This window comes from Streptomyces sp. NPDC102279, assembly GCF_044766365.1.
GTDB lineage: Bacteria > Actinomycetota > Actinomycetes > Streptomycetales > Streptomycetaceae > Streptomyces.
In genome coordinates this window covers 324,001-345,257 of the sequence record NZ_JBIWLU010000005.1, presented here as the reverse complement: position 1 = coordinate 345,257, position 21,257 = coordinate 324,001, and the positions used below count along the sequence as shown (strand labels likewise).

The window sequence follows — 21,257 nt, the reverse complement described above, 5'->3', positions numbered from 1 at the left end:
GCGAAGTGCCCGCTCATCGTGTGTTCCACGTCACGAGCACGACAACAGCCAGACGGGTAAAGTAGAGGCAAAATCGTTCTGCTTTCTGATCTGCGTTCATATCTGTGACCGCGCGAGGTCTTGACCGGCCGGTCGGACCAGCGGTTCAATCCCCCAAGTCCCCGCTCCCGCACGGGGCCCCGCCCCTCCGTCGAACGCCCGGCTCCGCCCGGGCGTGGAGGGACCTCCATGTGTACTGGCGAAGTGCCGTCCGGTATCTGCAGGTTCACAAGGCGGACCCCTGGAGGGGGCACATGAACGGTCTCGACTGGGCCGTCCTGGTCGCGTATTTCGGTGTCATGACCGCGATCGGCATCTGGTCCCACAAGCGCGTGGACGACGTCAGCGACTTCTTCACCGCGGGCGGCAAGATGCCGTGGTGGCTGTCCGGCATCTCGCACCACATGTCGGGCTACAGCGCGGTGATGTTCACCGGGTACGCCGGCATCGCGTACACCTACGGCATCACCTCGTACGTCACCTGGGCACTGCCCATCGCCATCGGTGTCGCCATCGGCGCCAAGGCCTTCGCGCCCCGGCTCAACCGGCTGCGCTCACGCCTGCACGTCGCCTCACCGCTCGAGTACCTCAAGGACCGCTACAACGTGCAGACCCAGCAGGCGCTGGCGTGGTCCGGCATCCTGCTCAAGATCGTGGACGTCGGCGCGAAGTGGGCGGCCATCGCCACCCTGCTCAGCGTCTTCACCGGCGTCACGCTCACCCAGGGCATCCTCATCACCGGCGGCATCACGGCGGTGTACTGCACCATCGGCGGTCTCTGGGCCGACGCGCTGACCGAACTCGGCCAGTTCATCATCCAGTTGATGGCCGGTATCGCGATGCTGATCATCGCGCTGAACAAGATCTCCGACCAGGGCGGCCTGTCCAAGGCGCTGGACTCGCCGAAGCTGCACGGTCACGCGGACGGGTTCGCGGGCCCGTACATGACGGTGTTCTTCATCGCGTACCTGTTCATCAAGCTGTTCGAGTACAACGGCGGCATGTGGAACCAGGCGCAGCGCTACATGGCCACCGGCAGCGCCAAGCAGGCCACGCGGTCCGCGTTCCTGTCCGCCGGACTGTGGTTCGTGTGGCCGGTCATCCTGTTCATCCCGATGTGGCTGTCGCCGCTCCTGGTGACGGCGCAGAAGCCGGACGGCTCGGACGCGTACGGCCTGATGGCCGACCAGTTGCTGCCGCACGGGCTGTTGGGCCTGGTCGTCGTCGGGTTCTTCTCGCACACGATGGCCATGTGCTCCTCGGACGCGAACGCCATCGCGGCCGTCTTCACGCGGGACGTGGTGCCGGCGTTCTCGCGTGCGGCACGCGCCTGGGACACCCGCACGGGGCTGATCGCGGGCCGTGTCACCACGGTCGCCTTCCTCGGCTTCTCCATGGCGGTGGCCACCCAGGTCAACTCCCCGACGTTCAAGGACATCATCACCGTCGTCATCAAGTGGGTGGCGGGTCTGATGGGGCCGATCGCGATCCCGTTCATCCTGGGGCTGCTCCGGCCGTTCCGTAAGTCGGGCCCGACAGCGGCGCTGACGAGCTGGGCGTGCGGTCTGCTCGCCTTCTTCTTCGTCAACTACAACCTGGACTTCTCCCAGCGCACCGACGTGAAGCTGGAGTACCAGGTCGCCCTCCCGATGGTCATCTCCCTCGTCCTCTACATCGTCATCGGCTTCGTGAAGCCCGAGGACACCCCGGAGCGGGACGCGATCATCGAGTTGATCAACACGGACCCCGACGGGACCTCGTCCGCCGAGGCGACGGTTCCGGCTCCGGCCGGGGCGGCCGACGACGTGGTGGGGGCGCCGGTGAAGGACTAGGACCGGCGCGGCCCGCTCAGCCCCGCGGGTACCGGGCGAGCCAGCCCGGGGACGAGCCCGCGGGGCCGTGCAGGGCGGGGCCCTGCGTCATCTCCATGGCGAAGTCGTCCGCGAGGACCAGCAGCGAGGGGCGGCCCTCCAGTTCGGCCAGCCAGGCCGGCGGGAGGGCCGTCTCGCCGTGCAGGGCGCCCAGCAGGCCGCCGGTGAGGGCGGCGGTGGCCGCGGAGGGCCCGCCGTGGTTCACGGCGAGGCACAGCCCGTGCCGGACGTCGTCGCCGACGAGCACGCAGTACACGGCGGCGGCGAGCAGCCCCTCCGCGGTTCCGTCCCCGGCGAGTTCCTCGACCCGGCCCGGCGAGGGCATGCCCTGTCGTACGGCCCCCAGGGCGTGCTGGAGGGCGTCGGAGACCTGTTGCTGCCCCGGGCGGCCCGCGAGCAGCGCGAGGGCCTGCTGCACGGCCGCGTCGAGGCTCTCCCCGCGGGCCAGCGCGTGCACGACGACGGCGTACGCGCCCGCCGACAGGTACGCCGTGGGGTGCCCGTGGGTCTGCGCGGCGCACTCGACGGCGAGCTGCATGACGAGCTGCGGCTCCCAGCCGACGAGCAGACCGAACGGCGCGGAGCGGGCGGTGGCCTCGGGGCCGGCCTCGCCGGGGTTCTTGGGCGCGTCCAGCGTGCCCATGATCTCGTCGCCGAGGCCCAGCAGGCAGGACCTGGCCGGATCGCGGCGGGCGTAGAGCCACTCCTCGCGGGCCAGCCAGCCGTCCTCCTTGCGCCGCTCGTCGGGCCCCCAGTCGCTCTGGGTGGCCGCCCAGCGGCGGTAGGCGCGGTGCACGTCGGTCGGCGGGTGCCAGGCGCCGGTGTCCCGGCGGACCTGCGCGCGGATCAGACCGTCGACGCTGAACAGGGTGAGCTGGGTGAGGTGGGTGACGGCCCCGCGTCTGCCGTACGCCGAGGTCAGGTCGAGGAGTCCCTCCGCGCCGTGCGCCTCCCGGATCTCCTCCAGGGAGAGCGCGTCGACCGGGGCGCCCAGCGCGTCACCGACGGCCGCGCCGAGCAGCGTCCCGCGAACGCGGCTGCGGAAGTCCTGCTGTTCCGCCCGTCCCCAGACGGCACCGGCTGTCGCACCCACCGAGACCTCCCAGGCACCGTCCCTACGTCCGACAGCTCAGCACTGTAATCGAACGGGAACGGTCGGTTGTGGTTGCGGATCCAGATGCGGGATGCGATACGAGTGGTAGCAAGCGGTCACGTATGGACGGCGCGGGAGACATCCTCACTCTCGTCACTCTGCGTGGCCACTTCTGGCTAGCCTGAACGGTGTTGAGGCCGGTATGGGCGATACAGCCGAAACGGCCGGGGCGATGCGGCTGAAGGGCGCGGGATGGGCGAGGTGGAGGACGAGGAGGCCGCGGCCGTACTCAGGGCCGTCGGCCGGCAGATCAAGTCCTGGCGGGAGGCGGCCGGTCTGCGCCAGGCCGAGTTCGGCTCGGCCATCGGATACGGCGAGGAGATGATCTCGTCGGTGGAGCGGGGGCGCCGGGCGCCGAAGCCCGAGTTCCTGGACAAGGCCGACGACGTGCTCGGCGCCGCCGGGAAGATCTCCGCGATGCGCAGGGACGTGGAGGAGGCGCGCTATCCGAAGAAGGTCCGGGACCTGGCCAAACTGGAGGAGGAGTCGGTCGAGTTGGGGGCGTATGCCAACCACTACCTTCACGGGCTGCTCCAGACTCCTGACTACGCGAGGGCCTTGTTCACCATGCGGCGGCCGTCCTACACGGAGGACGAAATCGACCGCCACGTCAGCGCCCGCATCTCGCGCCAAGGCATCTTCGAACGCCTGCCTCGGCCCACGCTCACCTTTGTCCAGGAAGAGGTGACATTGCGGCGGCCCATCGGAGGGAGGATGGTGCTCCGTCAGCAGCTCGAACACCTGCTGGAAGTCGGCCGGTTACGACACGTCGAGATCCAGGTGATGCCGACGGACCGTGACGACCACGCGGGCATGGGAGGCCCGATCCGTCTGCTGAAGCTCCACGACGGCAACACGGTGGCTCATGAGGAGGGACAGACCTACAACCGCCTGATCAGCGACCCGAAGGAAGTGCAGCCCCTCGACATGCGCTATGGGATCATCCGAGCCCAGGCTCTCTCGCCCCGGGAGTCAACGACCCTCATCGAGAAGGCACTTGGAGAGACATGACCTTCGCGCATGCCAACGATCACGACTCCAACCTGGAGTGGTTCAAGAGCAGCTACAGCAGTAACGAGGGTCCGGACTGCGTCGAGGTCGCGATCACCGGCGAGACGGTCGGGGCCAACGTCCACGTCCGTGACTCCAAGGACGCACACCGCGCCCGCCTCACGTTCTCCGACGGCACCTGGTCGGACTTCCTGGCGTTCACCGCCGGGCACTGAGGCTCACTCCGCCGCGGCGGAACGGGCCAGGATCACCGTCCGCCGGCTCAGCGCCCACGCGTACCCGGGCCGCAGGCCGATGGCCCGGTCCAGGTCCGCGAGCGCCTCGGCATGGTGGCCCAGTTCGCTGCGGGAGACGGCCCGGCTCGCGTACGCCGACGCGTACTCCGGGTCGAGGGCGACGGCCCGGTCGTACTCGGCCAGCGCCTCCGCGTGCCGTCCCGCGACGCGCAGCGCGTCCCCCCGTTCGCACGCGCCCCACGCCCAGTCGGGCTGGAGGGCCACGGCCCGGTCGAGGTCCGCCATCTGCCGGGCCTCCTCGCCGAGCGCGCGCCACACCCGGGCCCGGCGGGCCAGCGCCCACCCGTACTCGGGCTTCAGCTCCACCGCCCGGCCCAGATCGGCGAGGGCCTCGTCGAGTTCGCCGCGGCTCAGCCGGGTGGCGCCGCGGGACGCCCAGGCGAAGTCGCGGGCGGGGTCGAGGGCGATGCCCCGGTCCAGGTCGGCGAGTGCCGCGTCGTAGTCGCCGAGGGCGCGGTGGTACTCGCCCCTGACGGACAGCGCCCGTCCGTCGTCGGGGGCCAGGGCGAGCGCCCGGTCCAGGTCGGCGATCCCGCCCGCGTAGTCCCCCGACTCGGCCCGCGTCATGGCTCTGCCGCGATAGGCGCGGACCAGCCCGGCATCGAGCGTGAGCGCCCGGTCGTACTCCGCCGTCGCCGCCTCGTACGCCCCGTCGTGCCGCAGGACACTGCCGCGCACCGAGCGCGCGACGGCCTCGGTGTCCGGGCCGAACCCTGCACGGTTCAGGAGGAGTTCGAGGGCGGCGGCCTGCCCTCCGTCGTCCAGGGCCCGCGACAGGTCGCTCCCCCAGCGGGCCGGCGCCTCGGCGTCGGCGTCCCGTCCGGCCTCCGCCAGCGCCCGCGCCCACTGCCGGGCGGGCACCTCACCGGCGTCGCAGGCGTGCACGACGTCGCGCAGCACCGCCGGCAGCGCGGGCCGGGGGGCGGCGCACAGCAGGTGGTACGACTCGGCGAGCCGCAGCTCGCGCCACCCGTCCCGGGTCCACAACTCGTCCTCGTTCTCGCCCGTCTCGGCCTCCTGCCGCCATCGGCCGAAGGTCTCCGCGAGCCTCCTGTGCCGGCCGGTCCAGCCGCGCGGCGACCGGAGCCGCTGGGAGCGGAGCATCGGGGCGCGGACGACGTCGTGGTACTGGATGCCGCCGCCGCGCTCGGTGACGAAGGGCAGGCCGCGCAGCCAGTCGTACAGGGCGTCGGCCTCGTCGTCGGGGCGTTCCGCGGCGGCCCGGAAGACGTCGGCGTCCAGGCGCCGGGGGAAGGCGCAGGTCAGGGCGACGGCGCGGTGCACGGGGTCGTGCTCCCACTTGAGGAAGCTGTCGACGGCGGTGGCGCTCGGGTCGCCGACGTCGTCGGGGTCGGCCGGACGGGTCTCGGCGAGGGTCGAGACGAGGACCGGCAGGCGCCCGGTGAGGCGGAGGATCTCCTCGACGACAGGCTCCGCGACCACGCCCCGGCCGGCGAGCACCTCGCGCGCCTCCTGCTCCGTGAACGGCAGCAGGGGCATCTCGGCCACCGAGTCCGAGCAGCCTCCCCAGCGGTCGAGGTCCAGCGGGTTACGGCCCGCCGTCACGACGACCACGTTCCCGGGCATGGCGCCGTGGCGTTCCAGGGCCATCGTCGCGTGCAGCCAGGCGTCGAGGAACGGACCGGTCCGCTCGTACGTGTCGAAGAACAGGACCTGGCGGGGGAACCGCCCGGCGGCGCGGGCCAGTTCCTCCAGCAGCACCGGGGTGAGGACCTCCTCGGGCGACATGACGAGCCGTACGTCGTCACGGCTGCGGAAGTGCGCGCTCAGCCCGGCCCGCATCCGGTCGGCGGCGCCCGCGAGCTGGCCCGGATCGACGGCCCCGGCGAAGGGCCCGGCACCGGGGACCATGCCGATGCCGACGAGGCCGGCCCGCGCCAGGGCCGTCCCGACGGCGGAGGGCTCGCCCGGGGCCGCCTCCCGGGTCAGTGAGTCGGCCTCGTGGCGCCGCTCGCGGTACCGGTCCAGCAGCCGCTCCAACTCCTTGAGCCGGCGTCCCTGGCGGGCGAACCCGGCGCAGACCGTCTCCAGGGCCGCGGGCACGCTGCCGGTGCTCTCGTCGACGTACGCGGTCAGCGCCCCGGCCTCCCGGGCGAGCTGCTCCAGCTCACGGACGAGGAACGTCTTCCCGACACCCGCGTTGCCGTGCACGTGGAACAGGAACCGCCGCCCCGGATCGCGCACCGGCACGTCGAAGTTCCGCAGGAACGCGGCCCGTTCGCCGCCCCGCCCGACGAACGAGAGCCGCCTGCGTTCCTCGATCAGCTCCTGCATCGACGGCTGCGCGCCCACCATGCGTCCCTTCTCTCCCCCGTCGGCCCGCCCGGGCCACCTCTCCAGTCTCGCCCAACTCGGCCACGCGGAGGGGTGATCGGCCGGTTCCGGAGGGGCGAAGGCCCGCCGGAACGGGGGTTCCGGCGGGCCGTCGTGAGGTCAGCAGTCCGTGATCGGTGGCATCAGGGGTCGATGCCCGCTCCCCAGCCCAGCTGGGCGATCTGCGGGCCGCTCAGAACCCCCGCGTACGCCTGCACCTCGTCCACGTCTCCGTGCAGGTACTCGCCCCAGCCGTCACCGGCCCCGCCCCGCCCGACCTGGAGCGCCCCGGCGCTGTGCCAGCCGTTCGGGAACTCGGTTGCCGCCTCGGCGCCGGCGCTGCCGTCCACGTACAGCTTGATCGTGTCGGACGCGTCGTCGTACACCACGGCGAGGCGGTGGCCCTGCCCTTCGCCGCCGTCCGCGCTCTCGACCTGGGACACCACCTTCTCCGGTGCTCCGGCCTCGTCCCGCACCGGCATCACCAGCTGCCAGGTGTGGTCGGCGGGCTGGTAACGCACCTTGAAGGCATCGGTGTGCTCACCGGCCTGCGAGAGCACGGTCATCGGGTGGGCGGGCTCGGAGTCCGCCAGGCGCGCGATCACTCCGAGGGTGAAGCTGTCGCCGGTGTCCACGACGGGCCCGTCCATGGCGGCGTAACCCGTCTCGCCGTCCAGACTCAGGTGTCCCTCACCGACCAGCGGCTCGGGCGCCGGCGGGCAGTCGGGGTCCAGCTCCGGGAGGCACGAACCGTCGGAGCCCCGGTAGACGGTCGCGCCGCCGCCGATCCGCAGGGGCGCACCACCCGTACCCTCGGAGCTCACCCCGTCCGTCGCGTCGTCCAGCGACCAGTGACCGAGCCGCTTCGGCGTGCGCTGCGCCAGTTCGGTCACCTCACCCGGCACCACGACCCGGTCGTGGACCTGGACGTCACCGACGTCGCCGTGCCAGCGGTCGCGGTAGCCGTCGGCCCCGCGGGCGCGGCCGATCTGGAAGGCCCCGGACGCCTCGGTGGGCGTCGCTTCCACCGCGGTGCCCACCTCGCGGCCGTTGACGTAGAGCCGTGCCTTGCCGGTCTCCGCGTCGTACAGGCCCAGCACGTGAGCCCATTCACCGGTCTCGGGCGCTCCGCCCGTGATCCGAGTGCCGCCGATCGCGAAGGACCAGGCGGGGCCGGAGTCCTGGGCCCGGAGGCCGAGGGTGAAGCCCGGCTTGCCGGCCGCGTCCTGGCTGGCGACCGTCATCGTCCGGCCGGTCTCGGCGGGGCGTACCCAGGCGCTCACCGCGAAGGACTTGCGGAGGTCGGCGGCCGGGGCGTCCGGGGTGAGGAAGCCGTGGCCGGTGCCGTCGAGGGCGACCGTGGCGGTGGCTCCGGTTCCCGTCGGGGACGGTCCGCCGAAGGTCGCACCAGTGCCGGCGCGGGCTGCGGACCCCGTCTCGGCGGCGGCGGACCGGGAGCCGGCCGGGTCGTCGAGCTTCCAGTGGGCGACGGGGGCGCGCCCGGACCGCACACGGATCCAGTACGTGGTCGTGGTGCTGACCCGGTCTGACCGGTCGATCGACTGAACGGTCAGGTAGTCCGTGCCGCTCCTCGCCGGCAGGAAGCGGATGGTGGCGGGGCCGCCCATCTCGTCCGGGCGGGCGGTCGCGTACGGCTGACCGATGAAGTTGTAGCGGTACGCGACCACGTCCGGGGAGGGGGAGTCCAGGGTGAACGAGCCGTAGACACCCACGCCGTCCTGGATCTGCTCCTCCGGATAGTCCGACGAGGTGACGACGGGCCGCTCCGGACTCACGTCGTCGTACACGAACGAGCAGACCGAGCCGTCCCCCTCGTCGCTCCACGCGGACGTCGCCTGGCCGTCGTTCGCGCGGACGTGCCAGGAGATGGTCGTGTCCGCCGGGATGTCGGCCGGCATCGGCCAGCTCCGCCGTGCCCCGGAAGAGGCCTCGTTCGTGGTGAGCGTCCGACGCTGCTCGACCCCGGCCGAGTCGGTCCACCAGGCCTCGAACTCCCCCTTGACCCGGTTCACCTCACCGGGCCGGTTGTCCTCCTCCGGGTCGTACAGCACCGCGGTGAGTGTCGGGGCCGACGCGACGTACACCGTGTCGTCCCCCGAAGCGCAGGCCTTGCCTCCCGTCTGGAGATCCTTCACCAGCGGCTGCTTCGGCGGCAGGTTGTCCACCGCGTTGGCCGTGCCGGCGGCGCCCGCCAGCAGCGCCGCGGCGCAGCAACCCACCAGCAGCCGTCTGCGTCTGCCGGTCCTTCGGAATCCGTTCAAGTGGCCCTCCCCTGTCGGCGCTTGCCGCCCGTGGATCACACGGGCGGCATGAAGCTAACAGGGGACACTGACAGCGCCGAAAGGGTTTTCTGTCACTCCAGTACCGGCAGCAGCTCCGGCAGGTGGCCGTCCGAGGCGGCCGCCGCGCGTTGCCGTTCCTCCGGGACGTCGCCGTAGGTCGTCGTGCGGGGCTTGGCCGGGCGGCCCGCCGCCTCGGCCACCGCGATCAGGTCCTTGACCGACTTGTAGGAGCCGTAACTGGAGCCCGCCATGCGGGAGATGGTCTCCTCCATGAGGGTGCCGCCGAGGTCGTTCGCGCCGGAGCGGAGCATCTCGGCCGCGCCCTCGGTGCCCAGCTTGACCCAGCTGGTCTGGATGTTGGGGATGTGCGGGTGCAGCAGGAGGCGGGCCATCGCCATGACCGCGCGGTTGTCGCGGGTCGTCGGGCCGGGGCGGGCGATGCCGGCCAGGTAGACGGGGGCGTTGGTGTGGATGAAGGGGAGCGTCACGAACTCCGTGAAACCGCCGGTCTGCTGCTGGATGCGGGAGAGCGTGCGGAAGTGGCCGAGCCAGTGCCGGGGCTGGTCGACATGGCCGTACATCATCGTGGAGGACGAGCGGATGCCGAGTTCGTGGGCCGTGGTGACGACCTCGATCCAGGTCGCCGCGGGCAGCTTGCCCTTGGTCAGGACCCAGCGCACCTCGTCGTCGAGGATCTCCGCGGCGGTGCCGGGGATGGTGTCGAGGCCGGCTTCCTTGGCGGCGGTCAGCCACTCGCGGATGGACAGGCCGGTGCGGGTCGCGCCGTTCACCACCTCCATCGGGGAGAAGGCGTGGACGTGCATGCCGGGGACCCGCTCCTTGACCGCCTTCGCGATGTCGAAGTAGGCGGTGCCGGGCAGGTCCGGGTGGATGCCGCCCTGCATGCACACCTCGACCGCGCCCACGTCCCACGCCTGGGCGGCACGGTCCGCGACCTGGTCCAGGGAGAGCGTGTACGCGTCTGCGTCGGTGCGGCGCTGGGCGAACGCGCAGAAACGGCAGCCGGTGTAGCAGACATTGGTGAAGTTGATGTTGCGGGTCACGATGTACGTGACGTCGTCGCCGACCGCCGCCCGGCGGACGTCGTCGGCGATGCCGCACAGGGCGTCCAGCGCGGGCCCGTCGGCGTGCAGCAGGGCGAGCGCCTCGTCGTCGGTCAGCTTCGTCGGGTCGTCGGCGGCGGTCGCCAGCGCGGCCCGTACGTCGGTGTCGATGCGGGACGGCACCATGCCGGGGGCCGCGGCCTCCCGCAGCGCCTCCCAGTCGCCGTACACCGCGTCGAAGTCGTCGCGGCGGTCGCCGGTGCGGCCCTCGGTGTCGATGGTGTGGTGCAGGTCGGTGCGGCCGGAGGACGTGAAGGCCTCCTCGGGCTCCTGCCAGGGGTGGCCCTCGACGACCGCGTCCGGGAGCGCGAGGCCCGTCTCGGGGTCCGCCAGCGCCCGGACGTGCGGCAGCAGACGCGGATCCAGCCAGGGCTCCCCGCGCTGTACGAACTCGGGGTAGACGCAGAGTCGTTCGCGCAGTTCGAAGCCCGCCTCGGCCGACTGCTCGCGCAGCAGCTCGATCTGCGGCCAGGGGCGTTCCGGGTTGACGTGGTCGATGGTCAGCGGCGAGACCCCGCCCCAGTCGTCGATGCCGGCGCCGATCAGCCGTCCGTACTCGCTGTCGACGAGGTTGGGCGGCGCCTGGAGGCAGGCGGCCGGGCCCATGATGTGCCGGGCGACGGCGACGGTGGCGATCAGTTCGTCCAGCTCCGCGTCCGGCATCCCGCGCATCGCGGTGTCCGGCTTGGCGCGGAAGTTCTGGATGATCAGTTCCTGGATGCCGTGGTAGGCGCGGGAGATCCGGCGCAGCGCGAACAGGGAGTCGGCGCGCTCCTCGTACGTCTCCCCGATGCCGATGAGCAGTCCGCTGGTGAAGGGGACGGAGGAGCGGCCGGCGTCCTCCAGGACCCGCAGCCGGACGGCGGGCTCCTTGTCCGGGGAGCCGTGGTGGGGGCCGCCGGGCTCGGACCACAACCGGGTCGCGGTGGTCTCCAGCATCATGCCCATCGACGGCGCGACGGGCTTCAGCCGCTGGAAGTCGGTCCACGACATGACACCCGGGTTGAGGTGCGGCAGCAGGCCGGTCTCCTCCAGGATGCGGATCGAGATGGCCCGTACGTAGGCGATCGTGTCGTCGTACCCGTGCGCGTCCAGCCACTCGCGGGCCTCGGGCCAGCGGTCCTCCGGCTTGTCGCCGAGGGTGATCAGGGCTTCCTTGCAGCCGAGTTCGGCGCCCCGGCGGGCGATGTCGAGGACCTCGTCGGGGGACATGAACATCCCGTGGCCGGCCCGGCGCAGTTTGCCGGGGACGGTGACGAAGGTGCAGTAGTGGCACTTGTCCCGGCACAGCCGGGTGAGCGGGATGAAGACGCTCTTGGAGTAGGTGATGACGCCGGCGCGGCCGGCCGCGTCCAGGCCCGCGTCACGCACCCGGGCGGCGGAGGCCGTCAGGTCGTCGAGGTCCGTGCCGCGGGCCTGGAGCAGCACCGCGGCCTCGGTCACGTCGAGCGCGACGCCGTCCCTTGCGCGCTTGAGCGCACGCCGCATGGAGTTCGCCGTCGGCCCGGATCCGGGAGTCGCGCCCGTCGCGGAGGTCGTCATCCTTCGAGCATACGATCGCGTTGATCAGGCGTTACAGGGCATGGCCGATTCCGTGCGCGCCGCACCTCGTTACGGAGGGGCACCGGTGCCGCTCACCTTCCCGTGCCCCGGCGTTCACGGCCCGGCATCAGTCTTGCCGGTGTCACCCCCCTGCCCCAAGATGTCATGTCACTGTCACGCTGATCCCGGGAGCGGCTCATGTGCGAGGACGACCACGGAAACGGTATGGCACGACGTGCCCTGTTCGTGACGGGAGCGGCCGCGGCCCTTACGTTGGGAAGCGTGACCTTCGCGAGCGGCGCCGACGCGGCCGGCGGATCCGGGACCCCGGCCTCCGGGACGGAGACCCGGACGGTGCGCGGCACCCTGCCCCCCGGTTCGCCGGACTTCGTGTACCTGCCGGTCGAAGTCCCGCGCGGGGTACGGGAGATCAAGGTCGCCTACACCTACGAGAAACCGCCGGTCCCGGCCGGCACCGCGGGCAACGCCCTGGACATCGGCGTCTTCGACGAGCGCGGCACCGACCTGGGCGGCCGGGGCTTCCGCGGCTGGTCGGGCGGCGCGCGCTCCGAGTTCTTCCTGCGCGGCGACGACGCGACGCCCGGCTACATCCCCGGCCCCGTCCGGCCCGGCACCTGGCACATCGCGCTCGGCCCGTACACGGTGGCCCCGCAGGGACTCACGTACGAGGTCACGGTCACCCTGACGTACGGGGAGCAGGCCGCGACGCCGAAGCCGGTGTACCCGCCCGCCCGGGCCGGGGGCCGTGGCCGCGCCTGGTACCGCGGCGACTGCCATCTGCACTCCTGGTACTCCGACGGCCGCCGCACCCCGGCGGAGATCGCCGCGCTGGCGCGCGCCGCGGGCCTGGACTTCATCAACTCCTCGGACCACAACACCCACTCCTCGCACCCGCACTGGGCGGACCAGGCCGGTGACGACCTGCTGATCCTGCTCGGTGAGGAGATCACCACCCGCAACGGCCACGTGCTGGCGCTCGGCACGGACCCGGGCACCTTCGTCGACTGGCGCTACCGGGCCCGCGACAACCGGTTCGGGAAGTTCGCCCGCCGTGTCCGGGAGGCGGGCGGACTCGTCGTGCCGGCCCATCCGCACGCCACGTGCATCGGCTGCGGCTGGAAGTTCGGCTTCGGGGAGGCGGACGCGGTCGAGGTGTGGAACGGCCCGTACACCCCCGACGACGAGATCGCCCTCGCCGACTGGGACAACATGCTCGTCGCCGCCGTCCGCGGCGGCCGCGGCTGGCTCCCGGCGATGGGCAACAGCGACGCCCACCGCGACCCGGACCAGGTCGGCACCCCGCAGACCGTCGTCCTCGCCGACGACCTGACCCGCGAGGCCGTCCAGGCGGGCCTGCGCGCGGGCCGCTCCTACGTCGCCGAGTCGAAGCTGGTGTCCCTCGCGTTCACCGCGTCCGGCGCCCGGGGAGAACACGCGGGCATCGGGGAGCGGCTGAAGGTGGCCGCGGACACCCCGGTCACCGTCCGCGTGGAGGCCGCCGGCGCCCCGCGCTGCACGGTCCGCCTCGTCACCGACGAGGGGCTGCTGTTCACCTCCGAGCCACTGCCGGTGTCCGGCTCGGGCACGGTGGAGTGGCGCACGACGGCGGCCTACGCGGCGTACGTACGCGCGGAACTGCGCCACGAGGCGGCGGCGGGCCCGCTGCCGGGTGCGCTGGCGGCGTTCACCAACCCGATCTTCCTGGGAGAGGCCCGGTAGAGGTCGTCCGGGGAACCGGCGGGCCCCTCGGACGCCTTCCGCCGAAGGGCCGGCGCACTCCCCCCGGTGCGGCGGCCGGTGCCGCCGTGCCGGGTGTCGCCGCACCCCGGGGAGGACCGCGGGCCCGGCCCCCTCACCCCGGCCAGACGATCGCCTGGGTCTCGCTGTACGCGTGCAGGGCGTAGGACCCCACGTCCCGGCCGACGCCGCTCCTCTTGAAGCCGCCGAAGGGGGCCTCCATGTTGCGGCCGACGGTGTTGACGCCGACACCTCCCGCGCGCAGCCGGCGGGCCACCCGGAAGGCGCGGGCCACGTCACCGGACCAGACGTAGTCGATCAGGCCGTAGTCCGAGTCGTTGGCGAGGGCGACCGCCTCGTCCTCGTCGTCGAAGGGCACGACCACGACGACCGGCCCGAAGATCTCCTCGCGGACCACCCGCATGTCGGGGGTGCAGTCGGCGAGCAGCGTCGGGGCGACATAGAACCCGGTGTCCAGAGGCGGCCGTTCGCCGCCCGCGACCACCCGGGCGCCCTCCTTGCGGCCGAGTTCGACGTAGGCCTCGACCCGGTCGCGGTGGGCCGCCGAGATGACCGGGCCGACCACCGTGGCCCTGTCCCGCGGATCGCCCACCTTCACGTGAGCGGCGTAGGCGGCCAATTGCTGCACGAGGAGGTCGTGCACACCGCGCTGGGCCAGGACCCGGGTCGGCGCGGTGCAGATCTGTCCGCTGTAGAAGGAGAAGGTCGTGCCGATGCCCGCGACCGCCGAGGCCAGGTCGGCGTCGTCGAAGACGACCGCTGCGCCCTTGCCGCCCAGCTCCATCAGCTGGCGCTTCATGCCGCGCCCGCACACCTCGGCGATCCGCTGTCCGACCGCGGTGGAGCCGGTGAAGCTGACCATGTCGACGTCCGGGGAGTCGACCGCGGCCTCGCCGGACTCGGGTGTGGAGCCGCTCACCACGTTCACCACGCCCGGCGGCACCCCCGCCGCCTCCAGCGCCTCCGCCATCCGGAAGACGGACAGCGGGTCCTGCGGCGCCGGTTTCACCACCACGGTGTTGCCCATCGCGAGCGCGGGGGCGATCTTGCCGGCCGGGTTGGCCCAGGGGTTGTTGTACGAGGTGATGCAGGTGACCACGCCGACGGGCTGGCGTACGGCGAGCGCGCCCATGACGGCGGCCGCGCCGAACGGCCCGGCCTCGTTGATCTGCGGCGGCAGGGGCTGCTCGACCGGTTCGGGCCGCGCGTAGCGCCGGAACCGGGCCGCCCCGACCCCGACCTGCATCCCGCGCGCCGTCCCCGTGGTGGCGCCGCTCTCGGCCTGCGCGAGGTCCGCGTACGGGACCAGGTGGCGCCCGATGTGGTCCGCCGCGCGGGCGAGGACGGCGCCCCGCTCCTCGGCGGGTGTGCGCGACCACGCCCCGAACGCCTCGCGGGCCGCCGCCGCGGCCGCGTGCACCTGGGCCCGGCTGGCCTCGGGGGCGAGCCCGACGACCCGCTCGGTCGCCGGGTCGGTCACCTCGTAGAACCCGAGCTCCGGTGTCACCCAGGAGCCGCCGATGAACAGGCGCTGCTCCCCGGGCCCTCTCCCGCCGCCCGTCACCGGGTACTCACCGTGCGGGTGTCGCGGCCCGACCGCAGCACCGTGCCGGGCACGGCGCCCGTCACGACGTCGTCCCGGATCGACTCGACACCGTTGACCCACACGGCCCGTACGCCGATCGCCCGGGAGTCGAGCCGGGGGCTGTCACCCGGCAGGTCGTGCACGAGGGTGGCCTTGCCTGCGTCGATGCGCTCCGGGTCGAACAGCACCAGGTCGGCGTGGAAGCCGACCTCGACGCGTCCGCGCTCGCGCAGTCCGAACAGCCGCGCCGGGTCGTCCGTCAGCATCTTCACCGCCTGTTCCAGGGAGGCGAGCCTGCGGCCGCGCAGACAGTCGCCGAGGAACCGGGTGGTGTACGGGGCCCCGCACATGCGGTCCAGATGGGCGCCGGCGTCGGACCCGCCGAGCAGGACGTCGGGGTGCTGCCAGGTCTCGGCCCGCAGCGCCCAGGAGTCGGGGTCGTTGTCGGTCGGCATCGGCCACAGGACCGTGCGCAGTTCGTCGGCCGCGCAGATCTCCACGAGGCAGGCGAAGGGCTCCTGGCCGCGTTCGGCGGCGATGTCGCGGACCACCCGCCCGGTCAGGCCCTCGTTGGCGGCGCTGTAGGTGTCGCCGACGACGTAGCGGCCGAAGTCGGCGAGCCGCCGGAAGACGCCCGCCTCCTTGCTGTTCGCGCGCCGCAGCATCTCCGCGCGGACCTCCGGGTCGCGGAGCCGCCCGATGCGTTCCGGGACGGGCAGTCCGAGGACCGGTCCCCAGCCGGGGATCAGGTTCAGCGCGCAGAAGGTGCCGAGCGACATGTTCATCGGGGTGAGGATCGGCATGGTGAGCGCGACGACCCGGCCGCCGGACTTGCGGGCGCGCTCGCTCGCCTCCAGCTGGCGCGGTACGCGCTCGGGGACGGCGGCGTCGATGGTCAGGACGTTCCAGTTGAGCGGACGGCCCGCCGCCGCGCTCATCTCCGCGAACAGGTCGATCTCGGCGTCGCTGAACTGGTCGAGGCAGCCCGCCACGATCGCCTCGATCTGCGTGCCCTCGTGCTCCCCCACGGCCCGGGCCAGGGCGATGAGTTCCTCCGGGCCCGCGTGCCGGGAGGCGACCGGGTGGCCGTCGCCGTCGGAGTGGGTGGAGGACTGGGTGGTGGACAGGCCCCAGGCGCCGGCGTCCATGGCCTGGTGGAACAGGCCGATCATGGCGTCGAGTTGCTCCGCCGTCGGCTGTCCGCCCACCGCTTCGGGGCCCATCACGTACCGGCGCAGCGCGCAGTGCCCCACCATGAAGCCGGCGTTGACGGCGATCCGGCCCTCCAGGGCGTCGAGGTACTCGCCGAACCCGTGCCACGTCCAGGGGGCGCCCTCCTCCAGGGCGACCAGGGACATGCCCTCGACCTTGGACATCATGCGGCGGGTGTAGTCGGCGTCCTCGGGGCGGTCGGGGTGCAGCGGGGCGAGGGTGAACCCGCAGTTGCCGCCCGCGACGGTGGTGACCCCGTGGTTGAGGGACGGGGTGGCGTAGGGGTCCCAGAAGAGCTGGGCGTCGTAGTGCGTGTGCGGGTCGACGAAGCCGGGGGCGAGGACGAGTCCGTGCGCGTCCTCGCTGGTCCGGGACGGCTCGGTGACCGAGCCGATCACGGCGATGCGGCCGTCCCGGATCCCGACGTCCGCCGTGTGGGCGGGCGCGCCCGTACCGTCCACGACGGTCGCGCCCTTGATCAGGTGGTCGAGCATCGCGGAAGTACCCCCTAGACGGCCTGACGGAACCGCGTCGTGCGGTGCACCGGGTCCGTGTCGATCTTCGGAATGACGTGTTCGCCGATCAGCCGGATCGTCTGGAGGGTCTCCTCCTTGGGGACGCCGACGGGCAGTCCGAAGCTGAGCTGGTCGGCGCCGGCCTGCTCCCAGCGCTTGCACTGGGTGAGCACCTCGCCGGGGTCGCCGCAGATCAACAGCTCCTCCTGGATGAGGAGTTCGACGAACTCGGCGTTGTACTCCGGGAGGGTCTCCGGCCAGACGGGGAAGCCCTCGGGGCGCGGGAAGGTGTCGTGGTACCGGAAGACGAGGGAGGGCAGGTAGTGCAGCCCGCCGGCGACCGCGATGCGGATCGCCTCGTCGTGGGTGGGGGCGCAGATCGCGGTGGTGGTGACCATCACGTTGTCGTTGACGAAGTCGCCGATGGGCTCGGCGTTCACGACGGCGGTCTTGTACTGCTCCAGGACCCACTCCATGTCGGAGACCTTCTGCACGCTGAAGCCCAGTACACCGAGCCCCTTGCGGGCGGCCATGGAGTACGAGGGCGGCGACCCTGCGGCGTACCACATGGCGGGGTGCGACTTCCCGTACGGCTTCGGCAGGATCTTGCGCGGCGGGAGCTGCCAGTGCTTGCCCTGGAAGCCGACGTACTCGTCCTGGAGCCACATCTTCGGGAACTCCGCGATGGTCTCCTCCCAGATCTCCTTCGTGTAGTTCATGTCGGTGATGCCGGGGAGGAAGCCGAGGATCTCGTGCGAGCCGGCGCCGCGCCCGGACCCGAACTCGAAGCGGTTGCCGGTGAGATGGTCGAGCATGGCGACCTTCTCGGCCACCTTCACCGGGTGGTTGACCTGGGCGAGCGGATTGAAGATGCCCGAGCCGAGGTGGATGCGGTCCGTGGCGTGTGCCAGATAGCCCAGGTAGACGTCGTTGGCCGAGAGGTGCGAGTACTCCTCCAGGAAGTGGTGCTCGGACGCCCAGGCGTACTTGAAGCCGGACTTGTCCGCCTGGATGACGTACTCGGTCTCCTCCATCAGCGCCTTGTGCTCCGCGAGCGGATCGGTCAAGGCCCGCTTGCCCACGTATCCCTGTACAAAGAGCCCGAATTCCAAGGAGGTTCACCGTCCCCATCCAGTTATCTGACGTACCGTCAGATTCTTTGAGCCGACTGTTCCACCGCGCGCATGGACCGTCAATAGCTGATACAGCGTCAGAGGACGCTGACGCCCGCGAGCCAGCCGCCGTCGACCACGAACGGCTGCCCGGTGATGTACGAGGAGTCCTCGCCCGTCAGGAACAGGGCGAGCCGTGCCACGTCCTCGGGCCTGCCGATCCGGCCGAGCGGCACGAGCTTGCCGTAGAACGCGTCCAGGGCCTGCGAGGCCTCCTCGGTGTCCGCGCCGGGCGAGAGCTGCGCCGGGTTGCTCATGGCCGTGTCGACGGCGCCCGGACAGACCGCGTTGACGCGGATCCCCTTCTCGGCGAGTTCGAGCGCCGCCACCCGCGTGAGGCCCACGATGGCGTGCTTGGTCGCCGCGTACGCGCCCACGTACGCCATGCCCGTGAGCCCGGTGAAGGACGCCGTGTTCACGATCGTGCCGCCGCCCGCGGCGGTGATCTCGGGCGCGAGGGTCTTGATGCCGAGGAACACCCCGATCTGGTTGACCTGCACGATCTGCACGAACTCGGCCAGCGGGGTGTCGACGAGCGCGTTGAAGCGCAGGATGCCGGCGTTGTTGACCAGCCCGTCGATCCGTCCGTACGCGGCCTTCGCCGAGCGCACCGCCTCCGCCCAGTCGGCCTCCTGGCTCACGTCCAGGTGGACGTAGTGCGCGCCGATCTCCTCGGCGAGCGCCTCCCCCTGCTCGTCGAGCACGTCCGCGACGACGACGCGCGCGCCCTCCGCCACGAAGAGCCGCGCCTCCTGTTCGCCCTGCCCGCGCGCCGCGCCGGTGATCACGACGACGCGGCCGTCCAGCTTGCCCATGACCGACTCCCTAGCTGAGGTGGGGTGCGACGTCCGAGCCGAACGCCGCCATCTGATCGAGGAGTTCGGCGCGGTCCCGGCTGCGGAACCGCACCTGGATCTGGTGCACGCCCATCGCGCCGTACGCCCGCAGCGACTCGGCGAGCGCCTCGGGCGCGCCGTGCAGCGTGCGGCGCCCGACCTCCCAGCCGGGCTCGCCGACGTAGAGCGGTTCGGTGATGGCGCCGACCGTGAGGGGTCCCTCGACGCCCGCCCCCTCGCGCAGCTCCTTCAGCCGGGCGATCTGGCCGGGCAGCCGGTCGCGCGGATCGCCCTGCGGCAGCCAGCCGTCGCCGCGCAGGGCGGCCCGGCGGACGGCGGCGGGCGAGGATCCGCCCACCCACAGGGGCACCCGCTCCTGGGCGGGCCGGGGCCGCTGGCCGAGCCCCTCGAAGTCGTACGTCTTGCCGTGGTGGACGGGGAACTCGTCCGGCCCGAGCGCGGCGCGCAGCGCGTCGATCGTCTCGTCGAGGACGGCTCCCCGGTGGGTGAAGTCCGCCCCGACCGCGGTGAACTCCTCCTCCACGTGACCGGCTCCGACCCCGAGGACGAGACGGCCGCCGGACAGGTGGTCGAGGGTCGCGTACTGCTTGGCGGTCACCAGCGGATGCCGGAGCCCGACGATCGCGACGTGACTGAGCAGCCGGACCCGTTCGGTCACCGCCGCGAGGTGGGCGAGGGTGGCGACCGGGTCGTACCAGACGGTGCTCATGGCGTCCGCGAGCCGGTGCGGGATGGCGACGTGGTCGCAGGCCGCCACGTAGGCGAAGCCGGCGCGGTCGGCGGCCCGGGCGATCTCGACGAGGTCCGCGGGACCGGCGCCCGCCTCCCACCGCTCCGCGTACATGGTGCTCTGCGACTGGACGGGGAGCTGCATCCCGTACGCCAGTCGCCCCTCGGGCAGTACCTGCATGGGCCCGCACCCCTTATCTGACGGTCCGTCACATGGCGGCTGTCGCCATCGTCGTAGCTGACGGCCCGTCAGACAAGGGGTCGGTGGACACCGGCCCGCCCAAGGGCGCCTCAGCCGGCCCAGAGTCCTTCGGGGGTGAGCCCGAGGAGGTCGATCGCGTTGCGCCGTACGATCCGGTCGACCACGTCGGCGTCCAGGTGGCCCATCTGGGCCTCGCCGACCTCCCGGGACTTCGGCCAGGTCGAGTCGGAGTGCGGGTAGTCGGTCTCGTAGAGGACGTTGCCGACGCCGATCGCGTCCAGGTTCTTCAGGCCGAAGGCGTCGTCGAAGAAGCAGCCGTAGACGTGCTCGGTGAAGAGTTCGGACGGCGGACGGTGGACCTTGTCCGCGACGCCGCCCCAGCCGCGGTTCTCCTCCCACACCACGTCGGCGCGTTCGAGGATGTAGGGGATCCAGCCGATCTGCCCCTCGGCGTACATCACCCTCAGGTTCGGGAAGCGCTCGAACTTGCCGCTCATCAGCCAGTCGACCATCGAGAAACAGCAGTTGGCGAAGGTGATGGTGGAGCCGACGGCGGGCGGCGCGTCGGCAGAGGTCGACGGCATCCTGCTGCTGGAACCGATGTGCATGGCGATGACGGTGCCCGTCTCGTCGCAGGCGGCGAGGAAGGGGTCCCAGTCGTCGGTGTGCACGGAGGGCAGCCCGAGGTGGGGCGGGATCTCGGAGAACGCGACCGCCCGGACGCCGCGCGCGGCGTTGCGACGCACCTCCTCCGCCGCGAGCCGGGCGTCCCAGAGCGGGACGAGCGTCAGGGGTATCAGGCGCCCCCGGGCCTTCGGCCCGCACCACTCCTCCACCATCCAGTCGTTGTACGCCTTCACCCCGAGAAGGCCCAACTCGCGGTCGGCCGCCTCGGTGAACGTCTGACCGCAGAAACGCGGAAAGGTGGGAAAACACAAGGCGGACTGGACGTGATTGACGTCCATGTCGGCGAGCCGCTCGGGCACGTCGTAGGAGCCGGGGCGCATCTGCTCGTAGGTGATGATCTCCAGCTTGATCTCGTCGCGGTCGTAGCCGACCGCCGTGTCGAGGCGGGTGAGGGGACGGTGCAGGTCCTCGTAGACCCACCAGTCGCCCACGGGCCCGTCGTCGCCCGGGGCGCCCATGACGGGCGCGAACTTCCCTCCCAGGAACGTCATTTCCTTCAGGGGCGCCCGGACGACGCGCGGCCCCGTGTCCTGGTACTTCGCGGGCAGCCTGTCCCGCCAGACGTGGGGCGGTTCGACCGTGTGGTCGTCCACCGAGATGATCCTCGGAAAGGCGGTCCCGTCGTCCGCCGAGGGGCTCTGCGGGGTTTCCGTGGTCTCCATACCGGCCACGGTAGCGCCGATCTGACGGCCCGTCAGCTCCTCGTCGGGCACGCTGTGGACGGACGCGGCCCGGCGCGTGATCGCGCGCGGAACAGCACGGATGACCGCGGGCGGGTGCGGAGGCCGTGTGAGGACCCTGTGGGGTACCCGTGCCCCGCCCTGTGACCGCTGTCTCGCACGGCTG

The 21,257-nt window shown here is 72.0% G+C and carries 14 protein-coding genes; 4 read left to right on the top strand and 10 right to left on the bottom strand.

The window, feature by feature from the left end:
• The first annotated feature begins 293 nt into the window (after positions 1-293).
• The gene (locus ACIRQH_RS14470; protein WP_356166997.1) at positions 294-1,871 is read left to right on the top strand and encodes a sodium:solute symporter family protein; all 1,578 of its coding nucleotides are present in this window, start codon (positions 294-296) and stop codon (positions 1,869-1,871) included.
• A gap of 16 nt (positions 1,872-1,887) precedes the next feature.
• On the opposite strand, the gene ACIRQH_RS14465 is transcribed toward ACIRQH_RS14470, so the two are convergent.
• On the bottom strand, positions 1,888-3,003 hold the full coding sequence (locus tag ACIRQH_RS14465) for an ADP-ribosylglycohydrolase family protein (protein WP_404225942.1): 1,116 nt from the start codon (positions 3,001-3,003) through the stop codon (positions 1,888-1,890).
• Positions 3,004-3,264: 261 nt separating this feature from the next.
• Here ACIRQH_RS14465 and ACIRQH_RS14460 point away from each other — a divergent pair, with 261 nt between their 5' ends.
• Both ACIRQH_RS14460 and ACIRQH_RS14455 read left to right on the top strand, forming a co-directional pair.
• The gene (locus ACIRQH_RS14460) at positions 3,265-4,074 is read left to right on the top strand and encodes a helix-turn-helix transcriptional regulator (RefSeq protein ID WP_404226159.1); all 810 of its coding nucleotides are present in this window, start codon (positions 3,265-3,267) and stop codon (positions 4,072-4,074) included.
• On the top strand, positions 4,071-4,289 hold the full coding sequence (locus tag ACIRQH_RS14455) for a DUF397 domain-containing protein (protein WP_404225940.1): 219 nt from the start codon (positions 4,071-4,073) through the stop codon (positions 4,287-4,289). Before ACIRQH_RS14460 ends, ACIRQH_RS14455 begins: the two co-directional genes overlap by 4 nt.
• Before the next feature lie 3 nt (positions 4,290-4,292).
• Here the strand turns inward: ACIRQH_RS14455 and ACIRQH_RS14450 are convergent, their stop codons facing one another.
• The 3 genes from ACIRQH_RS14450 to ACIRQH_RS14440 all read right to left on the bottom strand — a co-directional run bounded on the left by ACIRQH_RS14450 (position 4,293) and on the right by ACIRQH_RS14440 (position 11,673).
• On the bottom strand, positions 4,293-6,686 hold the full coding sequence (locus ACIRQH_RS14450; protein WP_404225938.1) for a tetratricopeptide repeat protein: 2,394 nt from the start codon (positions 6,684-6,686) through the stop codon (positions 4,293-4,295).
• Between the two features lie 161 nt (positions 6,687-6,847).
• A complete protein-coding gene (locus tag ACIRQH_RS14445; RefSeq protein ID WP_404226156.1) occupies positions 6,848-8,947 on the bottom strand; it encodes a LamG-like jellyroll fold domain-containing protein in 2,100 nt (699 codons plus the stop codon).
• 131 nt (positions 8,948-9,078) lie between these two features.
• Positions 9,079-11,673, bottom strand: coding sequence for a bifunctional FO biosynthesis protein CofGH (locus ACIRQH_RS14440; protein WP_388930691.1), 2,595 nt, complete (start codon positions 11,671-11,673; stop codon positions 9,079-9,081).
• 198 nt (positions 11,674-11,871) lie between these two features.
• Here ACIRQH_RS14440 and ACIRQH_RS14435 point away from each other — a divergent pair, with 198 nt between their 5' ends.
• Entirely contained in the window at positions 11,872-13,413 is a 1,542-nt protein-coding gene (locus tag ACIRQH_RS14435) for a CehA/McbA family metallohydrolase (RefSeq protein ID WP_388930689.1), read from the top strand.
• Positions 13,414-13,546: 133 nt separating this feature from the next.
• Here the strand turns inward: ACIRQH_RS14435 and ACIRQH_RS14430 are convergent, their stop codons facing one another.
• The 6 genes from ACIRQH_RS14430 to ACIRQH_RS14405 all read right to left on the bottom strand — a co-directional run bounded on the left by ACIRQH_RS14430 (position 13,547) and on the right by ACIRQH_RS14405 (position 21,073).
• The gene (locus ACIRQH_RS14430; protein ID WP_388872500.1) at positions 13,547-15,016 is read right to left on the bottom strand and encodes an aldehyde dehydrogenase family protein; all 1,470 of its coding nucleotides are present in this window, start codon (positions 15,014-15,016) and stop codon (positions 13,547-13,549) included.
• Entirely contained in the window at positions 15,013-16,743 is a 1,731-nt protein-coding gene (locus ACIRQH_RS14425) for a D-aminoacylase (protein ID WP_358817989.1), read from the bottom strand. Before ACIRQH_RS14425 ends, ACIRQH_RS14430 begins: the two co-directional genes overlap by 4 nt.
• Before the next feature lie 14 nt (positions 16,744-16,757).
• A complete protein-coding gene (locus ACIRQH_RS14420; protein ID WP_358817988.1) occupies positions 16,758-17,876 on the bottom strand; it encodes an LLM class flavin-dependent oxidoreductase in 1,119 nt (372 codons plus the stop codon).
• 98 nt (positions 17,877-17,974) lie between these two features.
• Positions 17,975-18,751, bottom strand: a complete 777-nt coding sequence (locus ACIRQH_RS14415; protein ID WP_404225934.1) for an SDR family NAD(P)-dependent oxidoreductase — start codon at positions 18,749-18,751, stop codon at positions 17,975-17,977.
• 10 nt (positions 18,752-18,761) lie between these two features.
• Complete coding sequence (locus ACIRQH_RS14410; protein ID WP_388930682.1) at positions 18,762-19,703, bottom strand: TIGR03619 family F420-dependent LLM class oxidoreductase; 942 nt, start codon at positions 19,701-19,703, stop codon at positions 18,762-18,764.
• A gap of 110 nt (positions 19,704-19,813) precedes the next feature.
• The gene (locus ACIRQH_RS14405; protein ID WP_404225932.1) at positions 19,814-21,073 is read right to left on the bottom strand and encodes an amidohydrolase family protein; all 1,260 of its coding nucleotides are present in this window, start codon (positions 21,071-21,073) and stop codon (positions 19,814-19,816) included.
• Between the last annotated feature and the right edge of the window lie 184 nt (positions 21,074-21,257).